Source organism: Azospirillum sp. RU38E, from assembly GCF_900188385.1.
Taxonomy (GTDB): domain Bacteria; phylum Pseudomonadota; class Alphaproteobacteria; order Azospirillales; family Azospirillaceae; genus Niveispirillum.
In genome coordinates, this window is record NZ_FZOI01000001.1 from 66046 (window position 1) to 87062 (window position 21017).

General features: G+C 62.6%; 19 protein-coding genes. 13 read left to right on the forward strand and 6 right to left on the reverse strand.

The window, feature by feature from the left end; genetic code table 11:
• Window positions 1-14 precede the first annotated feature (14 nt).
• Window positions 15-1145, reverse strand: a complete 1131-nt coding sequence (gene mutY / locus CHB97_RS00310; protein WP_089285947.1) for an A/G-specific adenine glycosylase — start codon at window positions 1143-1145, stop codon at window positions 15-17.
• On the opposite strand from mutY, the gene CHB97_RS00315 reads away from it, so the two are divergent.
• Window positions 1144-1626 (forward strand): DUF721 domain-containing protein, encoded by a 483-nt coding sequence (locus CHB97_RS00315; RefSeq protein WP_089285948.1) that lies wholly within the window; start codon window positions 1144-1146, stop codon window positions 1624-1626. The genes mutY and CHB97_RS00315 overlap by 2 nt on opposite strands.
• Window positions 1627-1910: 284 nt before the next feature.
• Here the strand turns inward: CHB97_RS00315 and CHB97_RS00320 are convergent, their stop codons facing one another.
• Window positions 1911-3509 (reverse strand): peptide ABC transporter substrate-binding protein, encoded by a 1599-nt coding sequence (locus tag CHB97_RS00320; protein ID WP_089285949.1) that lies wholly within the window; start codon window positions 3507-3509, stop codon window positions 1911-1913.
• Between the two features lie 104 nt (window positions 3510-3613).
• Window positions 3614-5206 (reverse strand): peptide ABC transporter substrate-binding protein, encoded by a 1593-nt coding sequence (locus CHB97_RS00325; RefSeq protein ID WP_089285950.1) that lies wholly within the window; start codon window positions 5204-5206, stop codon window positions 3614-3616.
• 182 nt (window positions 5207-5388) lie between these two features.
• Between CHB97_RS00325 and CHB97_RS00330 the strand changes: the two genes are divergently transcribed.
• From CHB97_RS00330 to CHB97_RS00340, 3 genes are all read left to right on the forward strand, one after another.
• Window positions 5389-6126 (forward strand): TerC family protein, encoded by a 738-nt coding sequence (locus tag CHB97_RS00330; protein ID WP_089285951.1) that lies wholly within the window; start codon window positions 5389-5391, stop codon window positions 6124-6126.
• Between the two features lie 80 nt (window positions 6127-6206).
• Window positions 6207-6575 (forward strand): winged helix-turn-helix domain-containing protein, encoded by a 369-nt coding sequence (locus tag CHB97_RS00335; protein WP_089285952.1) that lies wholly within the window; start codon window positions 6207-6209, stop codon window positions 6573-6575.
• A 19-nt stretch (window positions 6576-6594) separates the two neighbouring features.
• The gene (locus CHB97_RS00340) at window positions 6595-7068 is read left to right on the forward strand and encodes a low molecular weight protein-tyrosine-phosphatase (protein WP_089285953.1); all 474 of its coding nucleotides are present in this window, start codon (window positions 6595-6597) and stop codon (window positions 7066-7068) included.
• Between the two features lie 12 nt (window positions 7069-7080).
• Here the strand turns inward: CHB97_RS00340 and CHB97_RS00345 are convergent, their stop codons facing one another.
• Together CHB97_RS00345 and CHB97_RS00350 are read right to left on the reverse strand one after the other, a co-directional pair.
• Window positions 7081-7932, reverse strand: coding sequence for a DUF4743 domain-containing protein (locus CHB97_RS00345; protein WP_089285954.1), 852 nt, complete (start codon window positions 7930-7932; stop codon window positions 7081-7083).
• A 14-nt stretch (window positions 7933-7946) separates the two neighbouring features.
• Window positions 7947-9203, reverse strand: a complete 1257-nt coding sequence (locus CHB97_RS00350; protein WP_200819758.1) for a TCR/Tet family MFS transporter — start codon at window positions 9201-9203, stop codon at window positions 7947-7949.
• Between the two features lie 120 nt (window positions 9204-9323).
• Between CHB97_RS00350 and CHB97_RS00355 the strand changes: the two genes are divergently transcribed.
• From CHB97_RS00355 to CHB97_RS00390, 8 genes are all read left to right on the forward strand, one after another.
• The gene (locus CHB97_RS00355; protein WP_089285956.1) at window positions 9324-9515 is read left to right on the forward strand and encodes a twin transmembrane helix small protein; all 192 of its coding nucleotides are present in this window, start codon (window positions 9324-9326) and stop codon (window positions 9513-9515) included.
• Between the two features lie 68 nt (window positions 9516-9583).
• Window positions 9584-10177 carry a cob(I)yrinic acid a,c-diamide adenosyltransferase gene (locus CHB97_RS00360; protein WP_089285957.1) on the forward strand — a complete coding sequence of 198 codons (594 nt, stop codon included), beginning with the start codon at window positions 9584-9586 and terminating at the stop codon, window positions 10175-10177.
• Window positions 10178-10566: 389 nt separating this feature from the next.
• Window positions 10567-11316 (forward strand): electron transfer flavoprotein subunit beta/FixA family protein, encoded by a 750-nt coding sequence (locus CHB97_RS00365; RefSeq protein ID WP_089285958.1) that lies wholly within the window; start codon window positions 10567-10569, stop codon window positions 11314-11316.
• 257 nt (window positions 11317-11573) lie between these two features.
• The gene (locus CHB97_RS00370; protein WP_089285959.1) at window positions 11574-12515 is read left to right on the forward strand and encodes an electron transfer flavoprotein subunit alpha/FixB family protein; all 942 of its coding nucleotides are present in this window, start codon (window positions 11574-11576) and stop codon (window positions 12513-12515) included.
• A 144-nt stretch (window positions 12516-12659) separates the two neighbouring features.
• Window positions 12660-13532, forward strand: a complete 873-nt coding sequence (locus tag CHB97_RS00375) for a 3-hydroxybutyryl-CoA dehydrogenase (RefSeq protein WP_089285960.1) — start codon at window positions 12660-12662, stop codon at window positions 13530-13532.
• A 159-nt stretch (window positions 13533-13691) separates the two neighbouring features.
• Window positions 13692-15827, forward strand: a complete 2136-nt coding sequence (locus tag CHB97_RS00380) for a TonB-dependent siderophore receptor (RefSeq protein WP_089285961.1) — start codon at window positions 13692-13694, stop codon at window positions 15825-15827.
• Between the two features lie 874 nt (window positions 15828-16701).
• The gene (locus CHB97_RS00385) at window positions 16702-18474 is read left to right on the forward strand and encodes a murein L,D-transpeptidase (protein WP_160105428.1); all 1773 of its coding nucleotides are present in this window, start codon (window positions 16702-16704) and stop codon (window positions 18472-18474) included.
• A 203-nt stretch (window positions 18475-18677) separates the two neighbouring features.
• Window positions 18678-19337: a DUF882 domain-containing protein gene (locus CHB97_RS00390; RefSeq protein WP_089285963.1), complete on the forward strand. Its 660-nt coding sequence runs from the start codon at window positions 18678-18680 to the stop codon at window positions 19335-19337.
• Between the two features lie 171 nt (window positions 19338-19508).
• On the opposite strand, the gene CHB97_RS00395 is transcribed toward CHB97_RS00390, so the two are convergent.
• A complete protein-coding gene (locus CHB97_RS00395) occupies window positions 19509-20606 on the reverse strand; it encodes a glycosyl hydrolase family 8 (RefSeq protein WP_089285964.1) in 1098 nt (365 codons plus the stop codon).
• Here CHB97_RS00395 and CHB97_RS25715 point away from each other — a divergent pair.
• On the forward strand, window positions 20605-20823 hold the full coding sequence (locus CHB97_RS25715; protein ID WP_089285965.1) for a hypothetical protein: 219 nt from the start codon (window positions 20605-20607) through the stop codon (window positions 20821-20823). The two genes, CHB97_RS00395 and CHB97_RS25715, sit on opposite strands and share 2 nt — an antisense overlap.
• The last annotated feature ends 194 nt before the right edge of the window (window positions 20824-21017 follow it).

Here is a 21017-nt window from a genome sequence, read left to right on the forward strand (position 1 = left end):
GGCTTCCCCTGGGGTCAGGCGCCGCCCTTGGCCAGGGCGTGGCGCAGAATTTTCCGCATCACGGTCGGTAATGCCTCTTCCCCCAGCGCATCGGGCGCGACCCAGCGCAAATCCGTTGCGGGCGGGCTGGTCTTGATGCGGCCGGCCATGACGGCAATCTCGAACTCGAAATGGGTAAAAGTATGACGCACCAGTCCCGGCAACGGCTGCCATGCCACCCCGGCCAGCGGGGCATGGGGCAGGGCCTGGGCATTTCCCGGCATGGGCGCTGCCTCCCACGGGGTCGATGGCACCTCCATCATGCCGCCCAACAGCCCGCGTTCCTCCCGCCGGCGCAGGGCGATATGGCCTTGCGCGTCGCTCAGGACAAAGGCCACGGCCCGGCGCACCGGTTTGGCGGTCTTGGCCTGTTTGGCCGGCAGTTCGTCGGCAATGCCCAGGGCACGGGCCTGGCACGGTTCCGCCCAGGGGCAGAGGATGCAGCGCGGCTTGCGCGGGGTGCAGATGGTGGCCCCCAGATCGAACAGGGCCTGGGTATAATCACCGGGCCGCCGGTCGGGCACCAGGGAAGCGGCATGGGCCTTCAGAATCGGCTTTGATCCCGGCAGCGGATCGGTAACGGCGTATAACCGCGCCATCACCCGTTCCACATTGCCATCCATGGCGGTGGCTGGCTGGTCGAAGGCGATGGCGCGGATGGCGGCGGCCGTATAGGCGCCGATGCCCGGCAGGGCCAACAGTGCGGCCTCCGCCATCGGGAAGTGCCCGCCATGCTCCGTCGCCACCACCTGGGCGCATTTATGCAGGTTGCGGGCCCGCGCGTAATAGCCAAGCCCGGCCCAGGCGCGCAGCACATCATCCAGATCGGCGGCGGCCAGATCGGTGACGCGGGGCCAGCGGGTCAGGAAATCCTGGAAATAGGGGCCGACGGTGGCCACGGTCGTCTGTTGCAGCATGATTTCCGACAGCCAGACCCGATACGGGTCCGCCACCTCCCCGGCCAGAAAGCGCCAGGGCAGCACGCGACGGTGCCGGTCATACCATGCCAGCAGCAGCGGCGGCAGGGCACCATCCCCGCCTTGCCCCTGGTCAAGGGCGGCTGGCTTTGCTTTGATGGTGGCCTTGGGCTTGGAAGCGATAACCATGAATGAAACCTACCGCAACGCACCGGTGCGGCTGGGCCGCACCTTGAAAGATGTGGCCGGCAAGGCGCTTGGCAAGCACGGGCTTGCCTTTGGCGCACTGCTGACCGATTGGCCCAGCATCGTCGGTTCCCGTCTGGCGGACCAGACGTCACCGCTGAAACTGGCATTCCCGGCGGCACAGCGGGACAATGCCACCCTGCATCTGCGCGTCACCGGCCCCGCCGCCCTGCTGGTTCAGCATGAGGAGCCGTTGATCATCGAGAAGATCAACGCCTTCATGGGCTGGCGGGCGGTGGCGCGGTTGAAACTGGTGCATGGCGCCCCGGTTCTCAAGACCAAAAGCTATACCATCGCCCCGGTCCGCCGGCTTTCCCCGGTGGCCGAAGCCAAGCTGCATGACAGCACGGCCGGCGTGGAAGACCCGGAACTGCGCGAGGCGCTGGAACGGCTGGGCCGGGCCTTGGGGGCCACGGGGGTTTGAGGCTTGGTTCAATGTTTCACGTGGAGTTGGGGGTGGGGTTTCCACTGGCGCCGCTGTTTTTTGCGCCATGCATCGGGGTTGACTGACGACATTGGCCATTTCGCCACCGTCACCCCGGCGCAGGCCGGGGGCCAGGGGCCACGGGCGCTTTGCTCTACGAAACTGGACCTCGGCCTGCGCCGGGGTGACGGTGGTAGAAGGTGGATGCTGATGGGGCCAGAACGGGTCAAGGGCAAGGAGGCAAGCCCCTCTCCCTTGACCCAATGGTCAACCTTTCCCCGCCCTTATGGCGTCAGTTCCAGATATTGCGACAGGTTAAAGTCCGTCGGGTTGGGCACCCAGCCTTTCAGCTTGGGGCTGACCAGCCGGCGGCGGGTATTATGGTGCAGGGTGATGATGCTGTTGCTTTCCAGGGCCAGCGTTTCCGCCTTGGCCAGCAGTTCGGCGCGCTTGGCCGGGTCGCTCTGGATATTCGCCTCATCCAGCAACCGGTCGTAATCGGCACTCTTGTAACCGGGCAGGTTCTGCTGCTCCACGTCGCTGCGGAACAATTGCAGGAAGGAATTGGCGTCCGGATAGTCACCGATCCAGGCGTAATAGAGCACGTCCTTATAGGCTTTTTCATTGCCGATATTGGCGACGACGCGGAATTCCTGGTTGTTCAAGTTGGTCTGCACGCCCAGCTTCTGCTTCCACATGGCGGCCACGGCGACATTCACCTTGCGGGCATTGTCGCTGGTGTAATGCAGCACCTCCACTTCCGGCAGCGGCTTGCCGCCGGGGCCGTAACCGGCTTCAGCCAGCAGCTTCCTGGCCATGGCGTCGCGTTCGGCCTGGGTCTGTTTGGTCCAGGGCAGGCGCGGCGGCTCATACCCGCCGACATTGCCGGGGGGCGTGAAGCTCCAGGCCGGCAATTCCCCGCCACCGATCACCTTTTCGGCAATCACCTCCCGGTCGATGGCCAGCGCCAGGGCGGCGCGCAGCTTGGGGTTTGATTTCCACGGCTCGTGCGTCAGGTTGAACGACAGGTAATAGGTGGAATAGGTCGGGCCGGCGATATAGGCATCTTTCAGATTTTCCTGTGCCCATTTGATCTGGGCATTGGGCAGGGTGGATGTGCTGTCCAGTTCGCCGGCGCGGAACTTCTTGAATTCCGTTTCCTGGTTATCGATGGGGTAGGAGAAGACGGTGTCGATCTTCACCTTGGCCGCGTCGTAATAATAGGGGTTCTTTACTTCCTTGATATGGCTCTGCGGCACATTCTCGGCCAGCATATAGGCGCCATTGCTGACCAGATGGCCGGGGGCCGTGAAGCTTTCCCCATATTTTTCCAGGCTGGCCCGGTGCAGCGGGAACAGGGCCACATGCTGCAGCGAGGCCAGGAAATAGCCGGTGGGCTTGGTCAGGGTGACCTTGAGGGTGTGATCATCCAGCGCTTCCACGCCCAGGCTTTCCGGCGGCTTCTTACCGCTGGTGATCTCCTGTCCATTCACCATGGGCCAGACGAAGTAACCATAGGGCGACGCCGTCTTCGGGTTGGCCAGCCGGCGCCAGGCATAGACGAAATCCGCCGCCGTCACCGGGCTGCCGTCGGACCATTTGGCATCGGCGCGCAGCTTGAACGTATAGATTTTGCCATCAGTGCTCAGCTCATAGCTGGCGGCGACGCCGTTGCGACGGCCGCCCTTGGCATCCAGGGTGAACAACCCTTCGAACAGATCATAGATGATGAAGGCGGCGGGCTGAATCTCCGACTTGGTGGGGTCCAGCGTGTCGGGGGCGGCGGCGGTGCCACGGCGATAGATCATCTCTGCGGTGGCCGGCTGCGTCAACAGGATGCCGGCCAGACCGACAGCGGCAATTATTGTCCGTTTCATGGGCATGGGATCACTCAAGAACTGGGGTTTTTCTGGGGGGACGGGACAACTGCCGCTGTTATTTTGGGATGGTTCCCCGGCCTTGCCGGCCGGGGTTGGGGGACGGGGTCTTAGCCGATATCCAGCCAGCGGGACGGGTTCTGGTCCAGCGGGGTCGGCTGCCAGCCCTTCACCTTGGGCGAAACCAGCCGGCGGCGGTTATTATGGATGATGGGGGCGACCGGGAAATCCGCTTGATACATCCGCTCCGCCTCGCCCAGCAGGGCGGCGCGGCGGGCCGGATCCAGGCTGGCATTGGCCTCATCCAGCTTCTGGTCGAAGGCCGGGTTCTTATAGGCCGCCAGATTCTGCTGTTCCACATCGCTGCGCAGCAGTTTCAGGAAGTTGATCGGATCGGGGAAATCGCCGACCCAGCCATAATAGATGATATCCTTGTAGCTCTTCTGGTTGCCGATGCTGGCCACCACGCGGAATTCCTGGTTGTTCAGGTTGGTCTGCACACCCAGCACCTGCTTCCACATGGCGGAGACGGCCACCATGATGCGCTTGGAATTCTCATTGGTGGAATGCAGCACCTCCACTTCCGGCAGCACCTTGCCGCCAGGGCCATAACCGGCCTCGGCGAACAGCTTCTTGGCCATCGCGTTGCGGTCGGCTTGTGTTTTAGCGCGCCAGTCCGGCTGGGGCGGTTCATAGCCCGCCACCTTGCCGCTGGGCGTAAAGCTGTAGGCCGGCAGCAGATCGCCATTCATCACTTTTTCGGTGATCACCTCCCGGTCAATGGCCAGCGACAGGGCGGCGCGCAGCTTGGGGTTTGACTTCCACGGCTCACGCGTCAGGTTGAAGGCCAGATAGAAAGTGGAATAGGTGGGGGTCGGCGTATAGGCGTCCTTGGCCTCCGTGCGGGCCCAGTTCACCTGCGTGACCGGCAGGCTATAGGTCGTGTCCAGTTCGCCGGCGCGGAAGCGTTTCAGCTCCGTATCCAGATTCTCGGTCACGAAATGATAGACGGTGTCGATCTTCACGGCGGCCGCATCATAATAATGCGGGTTGCGCACCAGCTTGTAATGGGTCTGCGGGATCATTTCCGCCAGTTGATAAGCACCGTTGGAAACCGGCTTGGCCCCTTCCGCCCCCGGCTTCACCGGTGACAGGGATTGGTGCGACAATTGCCCCAGGAAATAGGCGGCCGGCTCCTTCAGGCTGACCTTCAAGGTGCGGTCATCCAGCGCGGTGACGCCCAGCGCCTCCAGCGGCTTGCGCCCGGCGGACACATCGGCCCCGTTTTCCAGCACCCAGACGAAATAGCCATAGGGGGAGGCGGTTTTCGGGTCGGCCAGCCGGCGCCAGGCATAGACGAAATCGCCCGCCGTCACGGCACTGCCATCGGACCATTTGCCATTGGCGCGCAGGTGGAAAATATAGGTCTTGCCATCGGGCGAGACCTCCCAGCGTTCTGCCGCCCCCGCCTTGGGCTCCCCGTCGGGGCCGGGGGTCAATAGCCCTTCATAAAGATCGTAGATGATGAGGGAGGAATTATGCAGTTCCGCCTTGCCGGGGTCCAGCGTATCGGGGGCGGGGCCGGTGCCCCGGCGCAGCACCTTGCCATCGGCGGCAAAAACGGGGGGGATGGTACCGGCCAGCGCCAGGGTCAGGGCGCTGCTTGCCAGGAAGGAACGGCGGGAAACGGAATGCTGCATCATGGCCTCTCGGTCGGGGCGGTTGCCGGAAACGCTAAGCGCAACCGTGGCCCCGCGCAATCATATGGTTGCCGAAAGGGCGCATTCGGCGTTGCACAACGGGGCCCGCGACAAAATTGCGCATTATGCTAAGCTCCCGCACAACCAACCCAATTTCTCCCCTCCCTTCCTTGGCAGGAAACATCATGTTCGAATGGTTGTCCGACCCCAATGCCTGGGCCAGCCTGTTGACGCTGACCGCGTTGGAGATCGTGCTGGGCATCGACAATATTATTTTCATCTCCATCATGGCCAACCGGCTGCCGGAACATCAGCAGGCCAAGGCACGCCAGTTTGGTCTGGCGCTGGCCCTGATCAGCCGGTTGGCGCTGCTGGCCTCCATCGCCTGGATCGTCAAGCTGACCGACCCGATCTTTACCGTCTTTGATATGGGGATTTCGGTCCGTGACCTGATCCTGCTCTTCGGTGGTCTGTTCCTGCTCTATAAGGGCACAGCGGAAATCCACCACACGATGGAAGGCCATGCCGAAGATGGCGGGCCGGCGCGGGCGGCGGCCACCTTCAGCGGCGTGATCATGCAGATCATGGTGCTGGATATCGTCTTCTCCCTGGACAGCGTGATTACCGCCGTCGGCATGGCCAGCCAGTTGCCGGTGATGATCACCGCCGTGGTCATCGCCGTTGCCGTCATGCTGTTTGCCGCCGGCCCCACCAGCCGTTTCGTGCAGAATCACCCGACGGTGAAGATGCTGGCCCTCAGCTTCCTGATCCTGGTCGGGGTGGCGCTGATCGCCGACGGGCTGCATTTCCACATTCCCAAGGGTTATCTTTACTTCGCCATTGCCTTCTCGGTGGCGGTGGAAATGCTCAATCTGGCAGCCTCCAAGCGCCGCCGGCGCAAGGAAGGGGCGGCGGGCCACTGACCCTTTGCCTATCCTGTGCTATGTGAAGGGGGCGGCGTTCGGCCGCCCCCTTTTCTTTGCCCCGTCACCGCCGGTTCCCTATGCCGATCCGCCTTACCCTGCGTCTGGATTTCGCCAATGGTCACCGGCTGGGCCCCGGCAAGGTGCGGCTGCTGGAAGCGATTGACGAACATGGTTCCATCTCTGCCGCCGGGCGGGCGCTGGGCATGTCCTATCGCCGGGCCTGGCTGTTGCTGGATGAAATCAACCGAGCCTTCACCCAGCCCGCCGTCGCCGGGCAAACCGGGGGCAGCGGCGGCGGCGGCACGGCCCTGACCGACTGGGGGCGCGAACTGGTCACGCTTTATCGCGGGCTGGAGGCCAGCAGCAGCGGCGCCGGGGCCGGTGCGCTGGGCCGGATCGATGCCATGTTGAACCCGGCTGAAGCGCACGAAATCCCGAAGAAATAACGTTACCGGTCACGATAAAATGATCAATATCCTGTTTGTTTGCACGGGCAATATCTGTCGCTCCCCCACCGCGGAGGGCGTGTTCCGGCATCTGGTGGACAAGGAAGGCCTGTCCGACCGGCTGTCGGTCGATAGTGCTGGCACCCATGCCTATCATGTCGGGGAAAGCCCGGATCACCGTTCCATCGCCGCCGCCGCCCGGCGCGGCTATGACCTGTCGGATCTGCGGGCGCGCGTGCTGGTGCCGGCCGATTATGACCGGTTTGACCTGCTGCTGGCGATGGATCGCGGGCATCTGGAGATTATGCGGCGCAAGCAGCCGCCGGGATCGACGGCGCGGCTGGCCCTGTTCATGGCCGAAGCCCAAGCCCCCCTGACCAACCGCGACGTGCCCGACCCCTATTATGGGGAGGGACGCCATTTCGGGGAGGTGCTGGATATGGTGGAAGCCGGCAGCCGGGCCTGGATCAAAGTTCTGACTTCTCAGGCGTGACCGGTAACGATTCTATCGCCGCAAACCCCGGCATAAATCCAGATATTCCGGATGGTCCGGCCCCAGCCAGCCATGACGGATCAGGAAGTCGATCACCACCAGATTGACGTTGAATTTCCACTCATCCGTCTGGGCGATGCCGGCGGCCACCTTCTCCAGCGGCCAGAGTTCGAACCGTTCCACCTCCCCATCGGTATTGCGGGGGATGAAATCAGCGGGCAGTTCCAGGTCATAGATGAACAACACGTCCGGCTTCAGGCCCTTTTTCTGTTCCATCACATAGGTGATGGCCCCCACTGGCCGGGCCTGCAGGGCCAGGTCTGGCGGCAGGTCGGCTTCCTCCCGCGCTTCCTTCAGCAGATTTTCCTGCAAGCTCAGGCCCAGCGGCTGGCCGCCGGCGACCAGATTATCATATTGGCCGGGGGCCACGCCGCGATCCATGGCCCGCTTGCCGACCCACAGGTGAATGCCATCGGCCCGGCGGACAAAGCCGTTAATATGAACGCCATAGGCGGTGACGCCGAAAAACGGGATGGCGGCGCGATCCATGGCCAGCAAGGGGGCCGCCCCCCATGCCGTCTGCACCCCATACATTTCCCGGCGCAGGCGGGGGATGACGCCATCCGCCACCAGATGTTTCAGCACCGAACCGACAGCCTCGGTGCGCTGGTCCGGCTGGTCCAGCGCGGGGGACAGGCTTACTCCCTCGCCCTCTGACTTAAAAACATCGGGGAAGGCCAGTAACCGGTCACGGAATGCCGGACGCATCCACCCAACCAGATGGTTTTCCACCCGAAAGGGGCGAAAGCCTGCCATATCGTGGCTGTTGCAGCGTTGGATATGGCGCAGGAAGCCGCTGGGCATGGTTCTGGCTTTTCTCAGGCTGTTTCGCCGGTGCGCGCGATGATGGGGGAGGGAGCGGCCCGCCGCAAGGCCCAGATGGCAATCAGCCCGGCCAGCAGCAGGCAACCTGCCCCGAAGAGGAAGGGAATGCCGGCTTTCAGGCTGTGGGCGCTTTCGCCCGCCGTGAATAGGCCGAACAGCTCCGCCCCGATCAGGGGGGCGAAGATGAAGGTCAGGCTCTGCACGCTGGCAAAGGCACCTTGCACCGACCCTTGTTCATTGGCCCCGACCGAGCGTGTCACCACGCTCTGGATGGCGGGGGAACTGATGCCGGCCAGGGCATGGATAAGGATAGCCCCGACGAACAGGGCGCCGCTGCCCGCCATGCCATAGCCCAGATAGGCCAATGCCTCGATGGTCAGGCCCAGCAGGGCGGTGCGGGTTTCCCCCAGCCGGCGGACGATGCGGCTGATCAAAGCGCCCTGCACCACGGCCGTGGCCAGGCCCAAGGCGGCCAGGGACAAGCCGTTTTCCAGCTCCCCCCATTTGAACAGCTTGGTGGTGTACAGCACCCAGATGGTTTGCAGAACGCCCATGGCCAGCACCGAACAGGTGCGCGATGCTGCCAGCCCCAGCACGGCCGGGTGTTTGGCCAGCGCTGTCAGGCTGCCCACCGGGTTGGCCCGGCGCCAGCTGAAGGGCCGGCGGTTGGCGGGGGCCAGTGATTCGGGCAGCACGAACAAGCCATAGAGGAAATTCACCGCCGCCAGCCCGGCGGCGACCATGAAGGGCAGGCGCAGATGGATTTCCCCCAGCAGCCCGCCCAGCGCCGGCCCGGCAATGAAGCCCAGCCCAAAGGCGGCCCCGACCAGCCCGAAATTTTTGGCCCGATTCTCCGCCGTGGAGATATCCGCGATATAGGCATTGGCGGCCGTGATATTGGCTGCCGTCAGCCCGGCCACCAGCCGTGCCACCAGCAGCCAGCCCAGACCGGGGGCGAAGGCCATGAACAACTGATCAATGGCGGCCCCCGCGACCGAGGCCAGGATGACCGGCCGCCGGCCGAACCGGTCGGACAAAGCCCCCAGCACCGGCGCGAAGGCGAACTGCATGATGGAGAAGCTGGCCACCATCATCCCCATCCACCAGGCGGCATGGGCATCATCGGCACTGAAATGCCGGACCAGCGACGGCACCACGGGAATGACCAGACCAAAGGTCAGCACATCCAGGAAGATGGTGACCAGAATGAAGGGGATGCCGGCCTGACGGGCGGGCTTGCTGTGCGACATGGGGGCGATCCAGGCGGGCGAGGGTGCGCCTTGATAGCAGAGGTGGCCCGGCGCCGCAGCCATCGCTTTTTCGGATTTTGGGCCTGTGCGCCGGCCTCTCACCGCGCTATATCAGATCGCATGAGCGCGATACTGATCTTCCTCATGGTCCTGGCCATGATTGCCACCCTGGCCGTTCTGATCGTCGGCCTGTTTGGCATGGCGCGGGGCGGCGATTTCAACGCCAAATATGGCAACCGCCTGATGTGGTGGCGCGTGCGCCTGCAGGTGCTGGCGCTGGTTCTGTTCGCGCTGGTCTTCATCGCATCTTGATTGGGGCCGCCCCGCCCTCTATCTCCTGCGGCAGCAGTTCATTACCAGTTCATTGAGGCGGGGTTTCCATGGTCAGGCTGACGCGCATCTATACCCGTGGCGGGGACAAGGGCCAGACCTCCCTGGGCGATGGCAGCCGCGTGCCCAAGCATGATCTGCGTGTCGCCGCCTATGGCACGGTGGATGAGGCCAATGCCGCCCTGGGGCTGGCCCGGCTGCATACCGGTGGCCGGCCCGATGATCCGGTGCTGGTCGATGCCGATGCCATGCTGGGCCGTATCCAGAACGATCTGTTCGATCTTGGGGCCGATCTCTGCACCCCGGAACAGGAAAATCCGCCCTATCCGCCGCTGCGGATCATCGACCGGCAGGTCGACCGGCTGGAGGCGGAGATTGACCACATGAATGAACAGCTCTCCCCGCTGAACAGCTTCATCCTGCCCGGCGGCAGCCCGGCTGCCGCCTTCCTGCATCTGAGCCGCACCATCGTGCGCCGGGCTGAGCGGGAGATGACCGAGCTGGCCTTGCATGAGGCGGTGGGCGCCCCGGCGCTGAAATATATCAACCGTCTGTCCGACCATCTGTTTGTGCTGGGTCGCTACCTGAACGACAAGGGGGCGGCCGATGTGCTGTGGGTGCCGGGCTTGACGCGCGGGGAATGATCCCGCACCGGCAATCCCGTGTGCCATGCATTGCACCCTTGCATCTGAAACGAATTTGGCTAATATCTTCCTATTACGTAAACGTAATGCTCCATCAGAAATGTTGCGATGCAGCATAATGGTGGGGCATAGGGTGCGTAAGGTGGCAGGGTTGCCGGTATCGGCGGGGTGCTTGCGGCTGGATTGGATATAAAATTTCAATCTGGCGGTTTTTGGCGCATTCTATTGACAGGTGCGCCGCAGCAATCCTATCTTCCCGCCCGTTTATGCGGGCTGGACGGCAGGCGACGAATGCCCAATCTTATGCCCCCGAACATAAGGCTGAATGCCTGATACGCGGCCGGGATGCCTGTCCTTCCCGGTCAGACATGAAGCAAGGGGATCGCCGAATGAAACTCCTGGTCGCCGTAAAGCGCGTTGTTGACTACAACGTGAAGGTCCGCGTGAAGCCCGACGAGAGCGGTGTCGAGCTTGCGAATGTGAAGATGTCGATGAACCCGTTCGACGAGATCGCGGTTGAAGAGGCGGTTCGCCTGAAGGAAGCCGGCAAGGCGACAGAGATTGTGGTTGTCTCCATCGGCCCGGCGGGCGCGCAGGAGACGATCCGCACCGGTCTGGCCATGGGCGGTGACCGGGGCATTCTGGTGCAGACCGACGCGGAGGTGCAGCCGCTGGCCGTCGCCAAGCTGCTGAAGGCCGTGGTGGCCAAGGAAGCGCCCGATCTGGTGATCCTGGGCAAGCAGGCCATTGATGATGATGCCAACCAGACCGGTCAGGCGCTGGCCGCTCTGCTGGGCTGGGGCCAGGGGACGTTTGCCTCCAAGGTGGCGCCGGCCGATGGCAAGGTTGCGGTGACGCGCGAAATCGATGGCGGTCTGGAGACGGTGGAACTGAAGCTGCCGGCGGTGGTGACCACCGACCTGCGCCTGAACGAGCCGCGCTATGCCTCCCTGCCCAACATCATGAAGGCGAAGAAGAAGCCGATCGAGGTGCTGGCGCCGGACGCGCTGGGCGTGGATATCACCCCGCGCCTGACCACGCTGAAAGTGACCGAACCGCCCAAGCGCAAGGGCGGCATCAAGGTCGCCAGCGTGGACGAGCTGGTTGCCAAGCTGCGCGATGAAGCGCGCGTGATCTGAGCCTGCTGTAACGCCTGACGGTTTTGTGGGCGGTTGTTTCTGGCTGTCGAGGGTTCCACCCCGCTTTTCAAAATCTCTCCCGTCACCCCGGCGCAGGCCGGGGTCCAGCTTCGTAGAGCACAGCGCCTGTGGCCCCTGGACCCCGGCCTTCGCCGGGGTGACGGTTGAGAGAGACGAGAGCGAGGCAACAAATCTTCCCCGTCGATGCCAGAACTACCGCCGCAAAGCCGCTCCCCCCGATTGAGGAGACACCCATCATGAGCATTCTGGTAATCGCCGAACCCACGAGCGGCGCTGTGAAGAAGCCGACGCTGACCACCCTGGGGGCGGCGGCGAAGATTGGCGGGGAAACCCATGTGCTGGTGGCCGGCCAGGGCGTGGCTGACGCCGGTGCAGCCGCCGCCAAGGCCGCCGGTGTGGCCAAGGCGCTGGTGGCCGATGCCGCCGAATATGCCCAGCCGCTGGCCGAGAACTTTGCCCCGCTGGTGGTGGCGGCCGTGAAGGCCGGTGGCTATGGCCATGTGCTGTTCCCGGCCACCACCTTCGGCAAGAATCTGGCCCCGCGCGTGGCGGCCTTGCTGGATGTGCAGCAGATCAGCGAGATCAGCGGCGTGGTGTCGCCCGACACGTTCGAACGCCCGATCTATGCCGGCAATGCCATTGCCACGGTGAAGTCAGCCGACGCCATCAAGGTGATCACCGTGCGCGGCACAGCGTTTGAGGCGGCGGCAGAGACGGGCGGTGCCGGTGCGGTGGAGGCCCTGGCCGCCACGGGCGATGCTGGCCTGTCCAGCTTTGTCGGCGCCGAACTGACCAAGTCCGAACGGCCGGAACTGACGGCGGCGCGGGTGATCGTCTCCGGCGGTCGTGGGATGCAGTCGGGCGAGAATTTCCCGCTGCTGGACGCGCTGGCCGACAAGCTGGGCGCGGCCGTGGGCGCATCCCGCGCGGCGGTGGATGCCGGTTTCGTGCCCAACGATTATCAGGTCGGCCAGACCGGCAAGATCGTGGCGCCGGAACTGTACATCGCCGTCGGTATCTCCGGTGCCATCCAGCATCTGGCCGGCATGAAGGACAGCAAGGTCATCGTCGCCATCAACAAGGATGAAGAGGCGCCGATGTTCCAGGTGGCCGATTACGGCATCGTCGGCGATCTGTTCAAGATCGTCCCGGAACTGACCGCCGCTCTGGCAAAGTAAAGCGCTGTGGCCGCTGCATCCGGCCCCTAAGGGGCAAGGTGCAGCGGCGCACTTCCATATTGGACATTTGTCGCGGGGCCAATTCGCCCCCATCCGTGGCAGAATAGCCGCATAGGTTTCCAACCCGGCGCGGGGGATTAGGTGATGATCGAGAAAGTTGGCGTTATCGGTGCGGGTCAGATGGGCAGCGGCATTGCGCAGGTCTGCGCCGTGGCAGGCCTGACGGTAAAGATATCCGATATCTCCGCCGACCAACTGGCCAAGGCTGTGGCGGGTATCGGCAAGAACCTGGACCGGCAGGTCGCCAAGGGCAAGCTGTCGGCCGAGGATAAGGACGCCGCCCTGGCCCGGATCGAAACCGGCACCAGCCACGCCATCTTCGCCGATTGCGATCTGGTGATCGAGGCGGCGACGGAGAGCGAGGATGTGAAGCGCCAGATCCTGAAGATGCTGGTGCCGAACCTGAAGCCGTCGGCCATCATCGCCACCAATACCTCTTCCATCTCCATCACCCGGCTGGCGGCTTCCACCGACCGGCCCGGCAAGTTCATGGGGATGCATTTCATGAACCCGGTGCCGGTGATGCAGTTGGTGGAGCTGATCCGCGGCATCGCCACCGATGATGATACGTTCCAGGCCATCAAGGCGCTGACGCTGAAGCTGGGCAAGACGGCGGCCATCGCCGAGGATTTCCCCGCCTTCATCGTCAACCGCATCCTGCTGCCGATGATCAACGAAGCCGTCTATACGCTCTATGAGGGCGTCGGGTCGGTGGAGGCCATCGACACTGCCCTGAAGCTGGGTGCCAACCACCCGATGGGCCCGCTGGAACTGGCGGATTTCATCGGTCTGGACACCTGCCTGTCGATCATGCAGGTGCTGTATGAGGGCTTGGCGGACAGCAAGTATCGCCCCTGCCCGCTGCTGGTGAAATATGTTGAGGCTGGCTGGCTGGGCCGCAAGGTCGGGCGCGGCTTCTATGATTATTCCGGCCCCACCCCGCGCCCGACGCGCTGACGGCTCGGGTCTCTCGGCGCCGCCCTGCCAGAACGGGGCGGCGCGTTTGCGCGGCGCAAGGCAATGCATTTCTGCCTTTTCGCATGAGGCTATTGATAATAATTATTAGTTAAATTATCAGCAGCAGCCATGGCATGTTGAACGCTGCGGGGGCTGGACATGAAGTGGAAGATCGCGTTGCTGCTGGGCGGTGCGCTTGCCGCCTATGGCAATGTTGCGGGGGCGGAGCAGGCCCGCGACGGCGACAAGGTTGAAGAGATTGTTGTCATCGGCACCTATACAATGCCAGACAAGATCGATACGGCCACCGGCCTGGGGCTGACCATGCGGGAAACGCCGCAATCGGTCAGCATCATCACCGCACAGCGCATTCTGGACCAGAATCTGGTCAGCATCGCCGATGTGATCGACCGGGCCGCCGGCGTCTCGGCGCTGGAAACCGATGATGTCCGCAATGAATTCTATGCCCGTGGGTTTGAGATCCGGAATTATCAGGTCGATGGGGTGCCGCTGGCCTGGACGCTGGGCGGCGGGGCCGGGGAGACCATGGCCGATGTCTCCCTTTATGAACGGGTGGAGATTGTGCGCGGCGCCACCGGCCTGCTGACCGGGGCGGGGGAGCCCTCGGCCTCCGTCAATCTGGTGCGCAAACATGCCGACAGCAAGGATTGGACGGGCTATGCCGCCGCCGGCTATGGCAGTTGGAGCAACTGGAACCTCTCGGGCGATATTGGCGGTGCTGTCACCGATAATGGCCGCGTGCGGGTGCGCGGCGTTGTCCGCTATGAGGAGGGGGAGAGCAATGTCGATCTCTATGAGAATCGCAAGCTGGCCCTTTATGGCACGGCCGATGTGGATGTGACGGAAGCAACATTGCTGCGCGTGGGGTTCAGCCGCCAGAAAGGGGAGCCAAGCGCTCCCTCCTGGGGCGCTTTGCCTACCTTCTATGCCGATGGCACGCTGACCGACTGGCCACGCTCCAAAAGCGCCTCGGCAAGCTGGAGCTATTGGGACACGACGAACGAGAATCTGTTCGTCTCCCTGAAGCATGAATTCAGTGACCGCTGGAGCCTGGTCGCCAATTACAACCGGATGCGCAATGCGGAGAAGAGCAAGCTGCTCTATCTCTCCGGGCTGGTCGACAAGGCGACGGGCGATATCCAGTTCAGCTATCCCTACAAGGATGACGGGCAGAGCATCCAGAACAGCTATGACGCCCAGCTCAAGGGGCAGGTGCCGCTGTTTGGCCGCGACCATGAACTGGTGCTGGGCGCGCTGCATAGCCAGCAGAAGCGCCATACCTATAGTTTCGCGGCCCTGAGCTATCCGCCGGGCAAGGATTTTGAACATTGGAACGGGGCGGCCTATCCCGACCCCGGTTTCAGCAATACCGCCAACCTGGATGTAAAGGAACAGACGGAGCAGACCGGCTATTACGGGGCGCTGCGCCTGAATATCAGCGATGATCTGAAGCTGATCGGTGGCGGCCGGCTGTCCACCTGGAAGAAGAAGGGCGTCAGCTATCTGGTGCAGAGCGATTATGGCGATAAGAATGTTTTCATCCCCTATGCCGGCGCCCTCTATGATCTGACGCCGCAGCACCGGGTCTATGCCAGCTTCACGGAAATTTTCCGGCCGCAGCCGGAACGGGACCGCACCCTGGCCCAGTTGGACCCGTTGCAGGGCCAATCCTATGAGATCGGCCTGAAAAGCGCCTTCCTGGATGAGGCGCTGCAGACCTCCGTGGCGCTGTTCCGCATCGAACAGGATAATCTGGCCGAGCCCGATATCATGCTGGTGCCGCCGGGCGGCGGCCTGCCGCAGCAGACCTACAAGGCCGCCAAAGGCACCGTCAGCCGCGGGTTTGAGCTGGAGGCTTCCGGCCAGCCGCTGGAGGGCTGGAATATCAGCGTCGGCTACAGCCAGTTCATCGCCGAAAATGCCCAAGGGGCGGCGGTCATCACCAACCAGCCGCGTAAGCTGTTCAAGCTGTTCACCACCTACCGGCTGCCGGGCGCGCTGGAGGCGCTGACCATCGGCGGCGGCGTCAATTATCGCAGCAAGGTCTATTTCGATGGCACCAACCCGGTGACCGGTCTGGCGTACCGGTTCCAGCAGGATGGCTATGTGCTGGTCGATCTGATGGCCCGCTATGCCGTGACCGAGGATGTGCAGCTTCAGCTCAATGTGGAGAATCTGTTCGACAAGACCTATTACAGCCAGACCGGTTTCTATTCGCAGTACCGTTACGGCAAGCCGCGTAACTACACGGTCAGCGCCACCTATCGGTTCTGATCCGCCGAGCAGCCGCAGGGGATGGCAAATCCCCTGTGGACCTCTCCTATGTGGCCCTGATCATCATATAAAAGCCATTTTTATTTCATTACATCCATGAGTCCGTCTGAAAAATTTTCCTTCTTTATCAACATTTTAATGTTTTAATCCCGTCACCCCGGCGGAGGCCGGGGTCCAGTTCGTAGAGCAAAGCGCCTGTGATTCTGGACCCCGGCCTTCGCCGGGGTGACGGTAGCGTTTAAAGATAAGACGTGTCAGAGGTTGAGATAATGTGAAACTTTCCGGACGGGCTCTATGAAACGAAGGAACGCCATTGGCGGGTGAGGGGAAGACAGGGTGCTTCTTTCAATAAAAAATAAAGCGACAATGCATTTCTCTCTGTTCGTAAGGAGGGTGTGAGTATGAAATCCATATTGACGCATGTTTTGTCATTTTTTCTTGGTTTCATTATATGTTTTTTGATTTTTTATTATAAAATATCTCAGTTTAAAATCATGGCTGTAGACTAATTGCCTGTACGGAAAATTTTATATTATTTCAATGCTTTACATGTTTGGACTTTCTGTATCACCGTCACCCCGGCGAAGGCCGGGGTCCAGTATCGTAGAGCGAAACGCCTGTGGCCCCTGGACCCCGGCCTTCGCCGGGGTGACCGTGAGGATGCGGTAAGGTATTGAGAATGAATAAAAATCTTTCAGACTGATACTCAGCAATGAAAATGATGCGGCTGCAAATCCCCTGCGGCCCCCGCATATCTGGCCCCCCATCACCAAAACGCCATGTTGTCCTGATCTTTTAAACGGGCGACGGCGCTGCCCTTTTGCGGCATAGCTTCGTTGATAAGGGTATGTGCAATCAAACGGGAGCGGGGGCGGTGCTGGTTTCTTCCACCAATATGCGGGCGGGCCTGATCGCAGGTCTGCTGTTGCTGGCACCGCTGGCCGATGCGGCTGCTGCCCCGGCGCGGAACTTTGGCCAGGCCCTGCAGCAGCGGCTGGTGGGCGGTGTCGGCACGCCCAAGACTGACCGTGACGGGCAGGATTTACAAATCCTGGGTCGCTTCTATGAAGGGCGCAAGCTGGCCCCGCTCTGGGTGGTGGATGGCCATCCCACACCGCGCGCCTCCGCCCTGCTGGCCCTGTTGCAGGGGGCCGATGCCGATGGGCTGGATTCGCGCCATTATGGTGTCGCCCGCATCCAGACCCTGATGGAACGGGGCGACAGCCCCGATGCCCAGGCCGAACTGGAAGTGCTGCTGTCGCACGGCGCCCTGGATTTCGGCCGCGATCTGGCCACCGGCCGGCTGGAGCCGAGCGAGGTGGATACCGAACTCTACATGGATAAGCGGGAGATTGACGGCCAGTTGCTGCTGACGAAGCTGGCTGACAATACCGATCCGGCGGGCGTGCTGTTGCCGCTGGCCCCCTCGCGCCCGGAATATGCCCGCCTGCGCACCGCGCTCGCCCAATATCGCGCCCTGGCGGCCGCTGGCGGCTGGAAACCGGTGCCGATGGTGGAGGTTTCCCTGAAACCGGGGGAAAGCGATGCCGAACGCCTGCCGGCCCTGCGCGACCGGCTGCGCGTCACCGGGGAGCTGGCGGCCAATGCCCCGGTGCCGGAAGACCCGGCCTTGTTCGACGAGGCGACGGTGCAGGCGCTGAAACTGTTCCAGCGCCGCCACGGGCTGGAACCCGATGGCGTGATGGGCAAGCAGACGGTGCTGACCCTGAATGTGCCGGCCGATCAGCGCGCCGCCCAGATCATGATGAATCTGGAGCGCTGGCGCTGGATGCCGCGCGATCTGGGGCCGAATTACATCCTGGTCAATCTGGCCGCCTTCGGCCTGTCCATCTTTGAACATGACAAGGTGGTGCATTCGGCCCGGGTGGTGGTGGGCACCACCAGCACCCGCACCCCTGTATTTTCCCGCAATATGAGCTATCTGGAGGTCAATCCCTATTGGCATGTGCCCGCCAAGATCGTGCGGGACGAGATTTTCCCCAAGGCCAGGAAAGACCCGTCCTATCTGGCCAAGCATGATTACGAATTGCTGGCCAATGGCACGGAAGGGGCCGTCGCGGTTGATCCCGCCACCCTGGACTGGGCCCATATGAAGGGCCTGCCCTATCGCGTGCGACAGAAGCCGGGCGACAAGAACAGCCTGGGTCGCATCAAGATGATGTTCCCCAACGAGTTCGACATCTATCTGCACGACACGCCGTCCAAGGGCCTGTTCAACCGGGCGAATCGCAGCTTCAGCCATGGCTGCATCCGGGTGGAGAACCCGTTCGATGTGGCGGAAACCATCCTGCGCCTGACCAACACCACCAGTTGGGACCGGGCCAAGCTGGATGCGGCGCTTCAGACCGGGGAACGCACCATCGTGCGGCTGAAACAGCCAATTCCCATCCACATCACCTATGTCACCGCCTTTGTGGAGGATGATGGCACGGTGGATTTCCGTTCCGACATCTATGGCCGCGACCGCAAGCTGGCCGCCGCCATGCGGGCCAGCCGGGTGAAGCTGGATGCGGTGGAGGCAGAGGCCCGCACGGCACCGGCTTCCGCCCCCCAACAGCCGGCCAATCCGGCACCCGGCCTGAACCCGGCACCTGCCGTCAGCGGAATGGGTAGCGTTACCCCTTGATTGTGCTTGCTTTTACGTTTTGTTCCCGGTTTCAGACGGATTAATCCCTGGGGCAATTTGTTGCTTGCCTCCCCCGCCTCGATCTGCCATCACTGCATTCGTGCCCCGCGATTGGCGCGGGGTAAACGCTTTGTTTGTGACAAGGGAGTGTCCCCAGCGCCACGGTTGCAGGGGGCCAGAGAGATCGGGAAAGGGTGAGGGGCATGGTAGAACGGCCGAACACGACCGACCTGGGCGTCAATAATCTTGTCGGACGCGATTCGTCTCATTCATGTGACACCTCTTCCCCCTTGCCGGAGGCTTCCCGTCGGGGCTTTCTGCGCTCCCTTGGTGGCTTTATGATGGCGGCGGGTGCCGCCATTGCGCTGCCGACCATCATCACCGACCGCGCCGCCGCCGCCCCGCTGGGTGCCACCCGCCGCACCGTCTCCTTCGTCTCCCCCCATACAAGGGAAAAGCTGCGCGTCACCTATTTCGCTGACGGGCGTTACCTGCCCACGGCCCTGGCGGACGTGAATGAAATGCTGCGCGACTGGCGCACCGGCGAAAAAGGCCGCATGGACCCCAAGCTGCTGGACCTGCTGTTCCAGTTGCGCCAGCGCCTGCGCACGGAAGAACCGTTCCAGGTCATCTCCGGCTATCGCTGCCCCAAGACCAACGCCATGTTGGCGGCCAAGACCGAAGGGGTGGCGACCAAGAGCCTGCATATGGAAGGCAAGGCCATCGATATCGATCTGCCCAGCCGCCAGTTGGCCCGTATCCGTCAGGCAGCGGTTGATCTGAAGTTGGGGGGTGTCGGTATCTATACCAAGTCCAGCTTCGTGCATGTTGATACCGGCCGCGTCCGCCACTGGGGCGTCTGATACCAAGGGGCATGGGACATGCCCCTTGGAGGCCGGCGACTGCCGGCCCGCGCCACATGGCGCGTAAGCCAAGGGCGCGGATGCGCCCGCCCGGCGCCTGAGGGAACGCAAAATCTCCCTGGATCAGTCACGATCACGGGAGATTGCTATGAGCCCTGCCGCTGATCCGGCTTACGGCCCGCCCTGTTCCCGCCGGGCCAGGGCGGCCAGCAGCAGCAGGCTGGCAGAATAATAATTATCCTCCGCCGTCGGCACTCCGTCGGCCGGTGCCAACAGCGGCAGATGGTCGGCCGGCAGCACCAGCGCTGCCACGGCGCGAAAGCCATTATGTTCCTGATAATCGGATTGCGCGTCGCTGTGCAGGTTGACCCAACCGGGGATCGACTGGGCCCATAGGGTGCGGTAGGGGGTGGCCAGTTCCCCTCCCAGCAGCCCGGCCCAGGCCAGATAGAGCGGGATGCGCACCGCCTCATACCCGAAGCGGGGCGGGAAGTCCGGGGCGGGGAACAACTCCCCATCATCCCCCAGAAACAACCAGTCGGGCGGCAATTGATAGGTGCCGAAGCGGGCGCGACGCAGCAGGGACAGGCCGGCCAGGATGGTCGCCTGCCACAGCGCCGCCCGCTCTGCCCGCCCGGCCTGCTTTTCCGCCGCCGCCAGCTCCCGGAAAGCCGGGAAGACGAAATAGGAAAGATTGACGATGGTGCCGCCATCGCGCTGGAACCCTTGCCGGGCCGGCAGCAGGGCGCGCACCGCCTTCTTGCCATCGCGCAGCAGGGATGTGTCCTGAATGGCGGCTGAAAGCTCCAGCGCGGCCTGCTGATAGGCGCTGTTCTGCCAGCGGCGACCGGCGCGCAGCAGCGCCCAGGCGATCAGCAGGTCGCCGTCGCTGGCATTGTTGCGATCGGCAACAGGCGGGTTGGCATCGGGCAGCCAGCGCCAGCTGAATAGCCCATCCTCTGGCCGACGCAGATTGGTCTGCGTCCAGTTCCACAGGCTGTCGAAACTCTCCCGGTCACCGGCCGCCTCCGCGAACAGCATCCCCCAGCCCTGGCCCTCCGTATGGCTGACACCGCCATTGCCGCTATCCACCACCCGCCCTTCCAGGCGCACGAAGCGGCGGCGATAGACAGCCCAGGCGGCGGCAAAATCACTGCCGGTCACCACACTTGCCGGTTGTGCCCAACCGCGGCCGCCGGGGGTGAGCGCAGCCGGGGCCAGGGCGGCCAGCAGGGTCAGCAGCTGACGGCGGGAGGGGGAGACGATCATGGTCGTGACGTTTCCAAAGGCGGGTGGATACAGCACAGACTATAAACATGCCAATTCGGTCGATGATATGGCCGAAAGATGTGCGTCAGTCGGATATATCGTACAGATATTTCTGGCGCTGCAGAGTGGTCAGGGTTTCCCAAAGCTTTTTATTGACATTTTATATATCTTGCTTTGCAGCCTGTTTGGAAAATCGATCCAAATTTCTGATATTTAATACATTCAAATGAATTCATTAACGACGCCTCTCAATTTTGTAATATAATTACATTTAAATCAATATAAATTGAATTTAATTTCCATTAATGATGAAATGCGCCGCTTGTTCATGTTGCTTAGGTAAACAAGTTAACCTCAAACTGGTATTTCATCAATTTTAAGAGATAATTAACCATAAATGCACCATTCGTC